The organism is Streptococcus sp. 1559 (genome assembly GCF_013276735.1).
GTDB lineage: Bacteria > Bacillota > Bacilli > Lactobacillales > Streptococcaceae > Streptococcus > Streptococcus pseudopneumoniae.
Window position 1 is genome coordinate 1 of record NZ_VMLO01000091.1, and the last position, 9,013, is coordinate 9,013.

Below are 9,013 nucleotides of genomic sequence, written 5' to 3' on the forward strand. Positions count from 1 at the left end.
AGGACAAGCGATATCTTTTTGGAGTGGTTCAAAACGCAACTCCTGCCTGTTTTGAAGACACCTCATGTTATTGTCATGGACAATGCTAGTTTTGATCCCAAGAACATTTTGGATGAACTCTGCATCCAAGATAAACACTTTTTCTTACCTCTACCACCTTATTCACCAGATTTGAATCCTATTGAGCAAGCATGGGCTATCTTGAAAAAGAAAGTAACAGATTTATTAAGGGAAGTCTCAACTATTTTTGAATGTTTGGAACGCTTTTTTTAAAACTAAATGATTATATAATTGAAATAAGAAGAAAATCATTATCAGAAAATTATAGGAGGTAGTAAAATTGACTTGCTTAATCAGTGTTATTTTATTACATCAAGGAGATAAAAATAGTTTATTAGAGTCTTTATTAATAGTTGATAGACAAACATTTAAAGATATAGAAGTTATTATTGTAAAGCCAATATAGAACACCTTTTGTTGGTTTATTTATTCTTCCTGATGATTATTATAAACTTACAAAGGATTTTCGGTACTATATGGAACAAGAACTTGTTTTCGAAGAGGAACTTGTTTCACCGAGCTGGACCCATGAAGTTTATCCTTTGGGGCACTTAGGGGATATAGATATTCATTTTCTACATTATTCTAGTATTGAAGAAGCACGGACTAAGTGGGAAAAAAGAAAAAACGCATAAATTGGGATAATCTATATTTTAAATTTGATAATAAAGATTCAGCTAGTGAAGAAATTTTAAATAAGATGGATAATCTTCCTTATTCTAATAAATTAATTTTAGTCAATCGTCCATATAAAAATTTGAAAAGTCAATGTGTTATTCCAGGTCAGGAACATCTTCCAGAACTGGCTATTATGTCTGATCCATTAAATACTTTTGATATCATGGCTTGGTTAAAAAAAGGTGGCAATGCTCTTTAAGTGCAAGTTATTGCGCTGTAGCATATAAATCTATTCCCTACATATTTTTTAAATGTTCTACGAGTTAATTTGAAATGTTTAGCTTGTGGTATAATAGATTCATGGATAAAAAATATGAAAAAATCTCCCAAGATTTGGGAGTGACTTTAAAGCAAATCGATACTGTTCTAAGTTTGACAGCAGAAGGGGCGACAATCCCCTTTATCGCGCGTTATCGCAAGGACATGACTGGTAGTCTGGATGAGGTGGCGATTAAGGCCATTATCGACTTGGATAAAAGTCTGACCAATCTCAATGACCGCAAGGAAGCTGTTTTAGCTAAGATTCAAGAACAAGGCAAGTTGACCAAGGAGTTGGAAGAAGCTATCTTAGCTGCCGAAAAATTAGCAGACGTTGAAGAACTCTACCTACCTTACAAGGAAAAGCGTCGAACCAAGGCAACCATTGCTCGTGAAGCTGGACTCTTCCCACTTGCTCGCCTGATTTTGCAGAATGTAACTGACTTAGAGAAAGAGGCTGAAAAGTTCATCTGTGAAGGATTTGTGACTGGGAAAGACGCCTTGGCTGGTGCAGTTGATATCTTAGTCGAAGCCTTATCGGAAGATGTGACACTGCGCGCCATGACTTATCAGGAGGTGCTGAGATACTCTAAACTTACTTCGCAAGTCAAGGATGAAAGTCCTGATGAAAAGCAGGTTTTTCAGATTTATTATGATTTTTCAGAGACAGTTGGAAATATGCAGGGCTATCGTACATTGGCCCTCAATCGTGGGGAGAAGCTAGGTGTCTTGAAGGTCGGTTTCGAACATGCGACAGACCGTATTCTAGCTTTCTTTGCTGCTCGTTTCAAGGTGAAAAATGCCTATATAGATGAAGTTGTTCAGCAATCGGTTAAGAAAAAAGTCTTACCTGCTATCGAGCGCCGTATTCGGACAGAATTGACTGAAAAAGCGGAAGAAGGGGCTATCCAACTCTTTTCGGACAACCTACGCAATCTCCTCTTGGTTGCTCCACTGAAAGAGCGCGTGGTTCTTGGATTTGACCCTGCCTTTCGTACAGGTGCCAAGCTAGCTGTCGTGGATGCAACAGGAAAAATGCTGACAACACAGGTCATTTATCCTGTTAAACCAGCATCAGCTCGTCAAATCGAAGAAGCCAAGAAAGATCTGGCAGATTTGATTGGTCAATATGGCGTGGAAATTATTGCCATCGGAAATGGTACTGCTAGTCGTGAAAGTGAAGCCTTTGTGGCGGAAGTTCTGAAAGATTTTCCTGAGGTTAGTTATGTCATCGTAAATGAAAGTGGTGCTTCTGTCTATTCTGCCAGTGAACTTGCTCGTCAGGAGTTTCCAGATTTGACCGTTGAAAAACGCTCTGCCATTTCTATCGCCCGTCGTTTGCAGGACCCCCTTGCTGAATTGGTTAAAATCGATCCTAAGTCAATTGGTGTCGGTCAATACCAACACGATGTCAGTCAGAAGAAACTATCTGAGAGTCTGGACTTTGTTGTCGATACAGTGGTTAACCAAGTTGGTGTCAATGTCAATACAGCTAGCCCAGCTCTTCTTTCACACGTAGCTGGACTCAACAAAACTATCTCTGAAAATATTGTCAAATACCGCGAGGAAGAAGGAAAAATCACTTCACGCGCCCAAATCAAGAAAGTTCCTCGTCTGGGAGCCAAGGCCTTTGAGCAGGCTGCTGGTTTCCTTCGTATCCCTGAAAGTAGCAATATCCTTGATAATACAGGAGTTCACCCAGAGAATTACACTGCAGTTAAGGAACTCTTCAAACGTTTAGATATTAAAGACCTAAACGAAGAAGCCCAAAGCAAACTCAAGTCCCTTTCAGTCAAGGAAATGGCTCAAGAGCTAGACCTCGGTCCAGAAACCCTTAAAGATATCATTGCAGATCTTCTCAAACCAGGTCGAGATTTCCGTGATTCCTTTGACGCACCTGTGCTTCGCCAAGATGTCCTAGATATCAAAGACCTAGTGGTAGGTCAGAAGCTAGAAGGTGTTGTGCGTAACGTTGTTGACTTCGGTGCCTTCGTTGATATCGGGATTCACGAGGACGGCTTGATTCATATTTCTCATATGAGTCGCAAGTTTATCAAACACCCTAGTCAAGTGGTGTCAGTTGGAGATTTGGTGACCGTTTGGGTCAAGAAAATTGATACTGAACGTGAAAAAGTTAATCTGTCGCTCCTCGCTCCAAATGAAACTGACTGATTATGTCAAGCAGGTTTCACTAGAAGACTTCGGGAGAGCTTTTATCCATCATGTCCAGTGGAATAGGCGTCTACGTTCGACAGGTGGGCGATTTTTCCCCAAAGATGGGCATCTGGATTTTAATCCCAAGGTTTATCAGAAACTGGGTATGGAGGTTTTTAGGAAAATTGTCCGACATGAACTCTGTCATTATCACCTCTATTTTCAAGGGAAGGGATATCAACACAAGGATCGAGATTTTAAGGAACTTTTGAAAGCGGTGGATGGATTACGCTTTGTGCCCTCCTTGACAAATAGCCACTCTAAACCACTCAAACTTTATCGTTGTCAATCCTGCCAGCAAAGTTATCATCGCAAGCGAAGGATTGATACCAAATGCTATCGCTGTGGACTTTGTCGAGGTAAATTGCTTCTGATAAATCAGCCTGAGGACTGATGAAAGCCGAGCCTACCCGTGATATACTATGTCTAACCTAACAGAAAGAGGAAATATCATGAACAGTAAATTTTATAAAATGAGACGAAATCGCATGATTTCAGGAGTTCTGGCGGGTCTGTCAGACAAGTGGAACTTTGATGTTACCCTGGTTCGTTTTCTATTTGCTATTTTTACAGTCGCAAACTTTGGACTTGGCGTGATTATCTATATCATCCTAGCTTCTATCATGCCAACCAAGGAAGAAATCGAAGCAGAAATGTACGGAACAGGCCCACGCAAACGCAAAGAAGCCCAAGCTATTGACGACAATGAAGGCTGGTTTTGGTGAGGTTTAACAAAAGATTTGGAATAAGCAAAAAGCTTTAAATCAATAGTCTAAACTGCTTGATTTAAAGCTTTTTTACTTTTAATAAGATTTTCTCAGCCTCATATACAAATTAAAAATATTATTTTAAACTCAGTTTTTTAATCTGTTTTTTCTTGCTGAGACAATACATTTTTTGAAAAATGGTGGATGCTGATAACAACTGATAGCCAGCAAATAGCATAAGCAGTAGCTGTAAATTCTGTACCGATAAAGTATGTTTTTTCAACTAAGAGCTGACCGATGAATGGAGAGAGGAGATAGAGAAGTCCGATGAGTATATGTTCTTTGTGTTTCATTAAAGCGCACCTTCTTTCCTTATAGGTTGATCGACTTGCAAGTGTTAAATTTAATGGTATGTTATCTAGGTAAGCTTACTCAAATGTTAGTTTCCGCTTCCTCCTTTCCAAAGTAAGCCTTTTCACACTTATATTTTACAATTTTAAAAATAGGAAATCAAATCATTTTCTAAGTAATTTTGCTTACATTTCCCCCAATCTTACAAAAATGTAAGATTAAAGTCTCTTTTGTAAGGTTAGGTTATGGCAAGCGGTCTTTTTTTGATGTAAACTAGACTCATAAAGAAAAAGGAGTAAGAACATGAAAAAATTATTTCAAGAAAAATTTTCAAAACAACCAAGCCACAAAGAAATCGAGCGCGTTCAGCTGGGATGCGCTATGATGCAAGCAACATTTCATTTGATGGGATATTAAGAAAGGAGATTCTCATGACACTTTTAGATGTAAAACACGTTCAAAAAATTTATAAAACTCGTTTTCAGGGCAACCAAGTAGAGGCCCTCAAGGATATTCACTTTACCGTAGAAAAGGGAGACTACGTTGCTATCATGGGTGAGTCTGGTTCTGGTAAATCAACTTTGCTCAATATTCTAGCTATGCTGGATAAACCAACTCGTGGCCAGGTTTACTTGAATGGAACTGACACCGCAACCATTAAAAATTCACAGGCTTCTAGCTTCCGTCGTGAAAAATTAGGCTTTGTCTTCCAAGACTTTAACTTGCTAGATACTCTTTCTGTTAAGGACAATATCTTGCTTCCGCTTGTCTTGTCAAGAAGACCTATTACGGAGATGATGAAGAAATTGGTGGTGACAGCTGAGAATCTAGGTATCAACCAATTGCAAGAGAAGTACCCTTACGAGATTTCTGGTGGTCAGAAACAGCGTGTAGCAGTAGCACGCGCCATCATCACAGAACCTGAAATTCTCCTTGCGGATGAGCCAACAGGTGCCCTTGATTCCAAGTCCTCTGCAGCTCTTCTTGATGTTTTTGATGAAATCAATGAGCGCGGCCAAACCATTCTCATGGTAACCCACTCAACAGCAGCAGCTAGCAGAGCTAAACGTGTACTCTTTATCAAGGACGGCATTCTTTACAATCAAATCTACCGTGGAGAGAAGACAGAGCGTCAGATGTTCCAAGAAATCTCTGATACCTTGACTGTCATGGCAAGCGAGGTGAATTAGTATGTTTCGATTAACTAATAAGTTAGCGGTATCGAACTTGATTAAAAACCGCAAGCTCTACTATCCTTTTGCGCTGGCTGTTCTCTTGGCAGTCACTGTCACCTATCTCTTTTACTCTCTAACCTTCAATCCCAAGATTGCTGAAATCCGTGGAGGAACCACCATTCAAGCAACACTTGGATTTGGTATGTTTGTCGTTACCCTTGCGTCAGCCATTATCGTCCTCTATGCCAATAGTTTTGTCATGAAAAACCGTTCCAAGGAACTAGGAATTTATGGCATGTTGGGCTTGGAGAAGCGTCATCTTATCAGTATGACCTTTAAGGAGTTAGTGGTATTTGGGATTCTAACTGTTGGAGCGGGTATCGGTATTGGAGCCTTGTTTGACAAGTTGATTTTCGCTTTCTTGCTCAAACTGATGAAATTGAAGGTTGAGCTGGTCGCTACCTTCCAAATGAATGTTGTCATTGCAGTACTTGTTGTCTTTGGATTGATTTTCCTAGGGCTCATGTTCCTGAATGCCCTTCGAATCGCCCGTATGAATGCCCTCCAGCTCTCGCGTGAGAAAGCAAGCGGAGAGAAAAGAGGTCGTTTCCTACCTCTCCAAACTATTCTTGGTTCCATAAGTTTAGGGATTGGCTATTATCTTGCCCTTACGGTAACCGATCCTCTTACAGCCCTAACAACTTTCTTCCTAGCTGTTTTGCTGGTTATTTTTGGTACTTATCTATTGTTTAATGCAGGGATTACAGTCTTCCTACAAATCTTAAAGAAAAACAAGAAATACTATTACCAACCTAATAACCTCATCTCTGTTTCCAACTTGATTTTCCGTATGAAGAAAAATGCGGTTGGACTAGCAACCATCGCTATTTTGTCAACAATGGTTTTGGTAACCATGTCAGCAGCGACTAGTATTTTCAATGCCTCAGAATCCTTTAAAAAAGTGATGAATCCGCATGACTTTGGCATTACTGGAAAAAATGTTGAAAAAGAAGATTTGGACAAACTCTTGAGCCAGTTTGCAAGTGACAAAGGTTATAGTGTCAAAGAGAAAGAAGTGCTTCGTTACAGTAACTTTGGTATTGCAAATCAAGAAGGAACCAAGTTAACTATTTTTGAAAAAGGACAAAACCGTGTCCAACCAAAAACAGTTTTCATGGTATTTGACCAAAAAGATTATGAAAATATGACTGGTCAAAAACTGTCTCTATCAGGAAATGAGGTTGGTCTCTTTGCCAAAAATGACGGACTGAAAGGACAGAAAGCTCTAACTCTAAATGATCATCAATTTTCTGTCAAAGAAGAATTTAATAAAGATTTCATTGTGAACCATGTTCCAAATCAGTTTAATATCTTGACTACTGATTACAATTACCTTGTTGTTCCTGATTTACAAGCCTTTTTGGATCAATTCCCAGATTCGGCTATCTATAATCAGTTTTACGGTGGTATGAATGTAATAAATGTCAGTGAAGAAGAACAACTCAAGGTCGCTGAGGAGTATGAAAAATACCTCAATCAATTTAATGCTCAATTAGACACAGAAGGTAGCTATGTTTATGGTAGCAATCTAGCAGATGCTAGTTCTCAGATGAGTGCCCTCTTTGGTGGTGTCTTCTTTATCGGTATTTTCCTATCCATTATCTTTATGGTCGGAACCGTTCTGGTCATCTATTACAAACAAATTTCTGAAGGCTATGAAGACCGTGAACGCTTTATTATCTTGCAGAAAGTCGGTTTAGATCAAAAGCAAATCAAGCAAACCATCAACAAACAGGTTTTAACTGTTTTCTTCCTTCCTTTGCTTTTTGCCTTCATACATCTAGCCTTTGCCTACCATATGCTTAGTCTGATTTTAAAAGTGATTGGTGTAATAGATACGAATATGATGTTGATTGTGACCTTGTCTATCTGCGCTATCTTCCTCATCGCCTATGTGCTGATTTTCATGATTACTTCAAGAAGTTATCGCAAGATTGTCCAAATGTAAAAAAAGATACCTCGACTTGAAAATCGAGGTATTTCTTGTATTTTATACTCAATAAAAATCAAAAAGCAAACTAGGAAGCTAGCCGCANNCATATATACGGCAAGGCGAAGCTGACGTGGTTTGAAGAGATTTTCGAAGAGTATTAAATGCTGAAAAGTTGTCCTAGCAGAAAGGTAACTCCCATGGTTAAAAGACCAATAGCTAGGTTCCGAATCATAGCTGTTTTGGTTGGGGCTTTTCCAAGTTTGGCACTAGTGTAACCAGTGAGAAGAAGGGCCACACCGACGATAAGGACAGTAGCAGGAATGCGGTATTCACTTGGGAAAATAGTTACTGACAGCATTGGTGGTAAGCTACCAAGGAAAAAAGAAATAAAGCTAGAGATAGCAGCATGCCAAGGATTGGTAAACTCTTCATACTCAATACCGTATTTTTCCTCTACCAAAGCCTTGAGTGGATTATTTAAAAAGGCTTTGTTAGTCAAAAGTTGAGCAGAGGTTTCGCATTCTCCATTTTGGATATAGGCAGCATAGAGGGACTTTTTGGCTAGTTCCATATCTTGGTCTAGCAAGAGCTGCTCACGCGCAACGGCTGCTTCCTCAGTATCTTTTTGAGTTGAAACGGATACATATGCTCCACCAGCCATTGAAAAGGCACCAGCTAAGATAGCTGCAAATCCTGATAAAAAGATAATCCAGATATTGGTCGTGGCACTAGCAACTCCGATAACTACACCAGCAATGGAAATAATCCCATCATTGGCACCAAGAACACCCGCACGCAGGATATTTAAACGACCTGCAAAATTTGAATCAATTTTGTGATTTGTTTCTGACATACTATTCTCCTTTTTATCCAGTATAAAGGAAAGAGGTAATGAAATCAATCTTTTAAAAGTATCTGAAAAAAGTTGCACGATTTTAATGATATAAAAATATCGACATCTTCTCTGATAGATCAAACACCGAAGGTAAAGAGTATAGAATAGCATAAAAAATTTTAAATTAAATAGGATAAACATTTTGTTCACTTTATAATCGTTTACAAGAGAATAATGAGTATTAAATGAAAGTTCTATAATGAAGTTAGCCACCCAGCCCTCCTAAAAATTAGATGGTTTAACTAGCTTATAGCTAGCCCTCGATTTCATTTGATAAGAGGCTTGATGCTGTTAGGCTGACAAGCCAAGGCTAAGATTAGCCTTGGTTTAGCTGACAAAACTGCTTCAAGGGTTCCTCTTGTCAAATGAAAGCTCTTCTAGGCATAAGAAAACACCTCTGTGTTATACTTGTTGTTCAATCACAAACACAAGAAAGGCACAGAGATGCAAAACCATTATACTACAAAAGCCAAACATTTGATAATCGATAGCCGTCGCTTAATCGAACGATGGAAAAAGGAAGGGAAATCAAATAGAGAAATCGCCTCTTTACTTGGAAAAGCTCCTCAAACTATCCATACTGAAACAAGCGTGGGACAGTCCGACAATGTCTTGGAAAAGGACGCTTTAAAGAGGTTTATTCTGCCGACTATGCTCAACAGGCTTATGAAAATAATCGCAA

Annotated in this window: 7 protein-coding genes and 3 pseudogenes; 8 read left to right on the top strand and 2 right to left on the bottom strand. The window is 39.1% G+C overall.

The features are described 5' to 3' along the window. From HT688_RS09870 to HT688_RS09890, 5 genes and pseudogenes are all read left to right on the top strand, one after another. Positions 1–273: pseudogene (locus HT688_RS09870) on the top strand (IS630 family transposase); the annotation flags it as partial. 185 nt (positions 274–458) lie between these two features. Further along, positions 459–937: pseudogene (locus tag HT688_RS09875) on the top strand (DUF1919 domain-containing protein); the annotation flags it as partial. A 101-nt stretch (positions 938–1,038) separates the two neighbouring features. Then, a complete protein-coding gene (locus tag HT688_RS09880) occupies positions 1,039–3,168 on the top strand; it encodes a Tex family protein (protein WP_101514687.1) in 2,130 nt (709 codons plus the stop codon). After that, entirely contained in the window at positions 3,155–3,604 is a 450-nt protein-coding gene (locus HT688_RS09885) for a SprT family protein (protein ID WP_101514688.1), read from the top strand. Before HT688_RS09880 ends, HT688_RS09885 begins: the two co-directional genes overlap by 14 nt. 58 nt (positions 3,605–3,662) lie before the next feature. Then, positions 3,663–3,935 carry a PspC domain-containing protein gene (locus tag HT688_RS09890; protein WP_001085044.1) on the top strand — a complete coding sequence of 91 codons (273 nt, stop codon included), beginning with the start codon at positions 3,663–3,665 and terminating at the stop codon, positions 3,933–3,935. A gap of 137 nt (positions 3,936–4,072) precedes the next feature. Here HT688_RS09890 and HT688_RS09895 read toward each other — a convergent pair whose 3' ends face one another. Further along, positions 4,073–4,270 carry a hypothetical protein gene (locus HT688_RS09895; protein WP_050223462.1) on the bottom strand — a complete coding sequence of 66 codons (198 nt, stop codon included), beginning with the start codon at positions 4,268–4,270 and terminating at the stop codon, positions 4,073–4,075. Between the two features lie 429 nt (positions 4,271–4,699). On the opposite strand from HT688_RS09895, the gene HT688_RS09900 reads away from it, so the two are divergent. Further along, entirely contained in the window at positions 4,700–5,458 is a 759-nt protein-coding gene (locus tag HT688_RS09900; RefSeq protein WP_000173372.1) for an ABC transporter ATP-binding protein, read from the top strand. Position 5,459: 1 nt separating this feature from the next. Beyond that, positions 5,460–7,451, top strand: a complete 1,992-nt coding sequence (locus HT688_RS09905) for an ABC transporter permease (protein ID WP_050208796.1) — start codon at positions 5,460–5,462, stop codon at positions 7,449–7,451. A 142-nt stretch (positions 7,452–7,593) separates the two neighbouring features. On the opposite strand, the gene HT688_RS09910 is transcribed toward HT688_RS09905, so the two are convergent. Continuing rightward, positions 7,594–8,289, bottom strand: coding sequence for a VIT1/CCC1 transporter family protein (locus tag HT688_RS09910; RefSeq protein ID WP_000005270.1), 696 nt, complete (start codon positions 8,287–8,289; stop codon positions 7,594–7,596). Positions 8,290–8,775: 486 nt separating this feature from the next. Here HT688_RS09910 and HT688_RS09915 point away from each other — a divergent pair. Next, a pseudogene (locus HT688_RS09915) lies at positions 8,776–9,013 on the top strand (helix-turn-helix domain-containing protein); the annotation flags it as partial.

What these genes read in the sequence shown, in the direction of transcription:
- HT688_RS09880 (WP_101514687.1), top strand. Translation starts at nt 1,039, where the DNA reads ATGGATAAAAAATATGAAAAAATCTCCCAAGATTTGGGAGTGACTTTA.
- HT688_RS09885 (WP_101514688.1), top strand. Translation starts at nt 3,155, where the DNA reads ATGAAACTGACTGATTATGTCAAGCAGGTTTCACTAGAAGACTTCGGG.
- HT688_RS09890 (WP_001085044.1), top strand. Translation starts at nt 3,663, where the DNA reads ATGAACAGTAAATTTTATAAAATGAGACGAAATCGCATGATTTCAGGA.
- HT688_RS09895 (WP_050223462.1), bottom strand. Translation starts at nt 4,270, where the DNA reads ATGAAACACAAAGAACATATACTCATCGGACTTCTCTATCTCCTCTCT.
- HT688_RS09900 (WP_000173372.1), top strand. Translation starts at nt 4,700, where the DNA reads ATGACACTTTTAGATGTAAAACACGTTCAAAAAATTTATAAAACTCGT.
- HT688_RS09905 (WP_050208796.1), top strand. Translation starts at nt 5,460, where the DNA reads ATGTTTCGATTAACTAATAAGTTAGCGGTATCGAACTTGATTAAAAAC.
- HT688_RS09910 (WP_000005270.1), bottom strand. Translation starts at nt 8,289, where the DNA reads ATGTCAGAAACAAATCACAAAATTGATTCAAATTTTGCAGGTCGTTTA.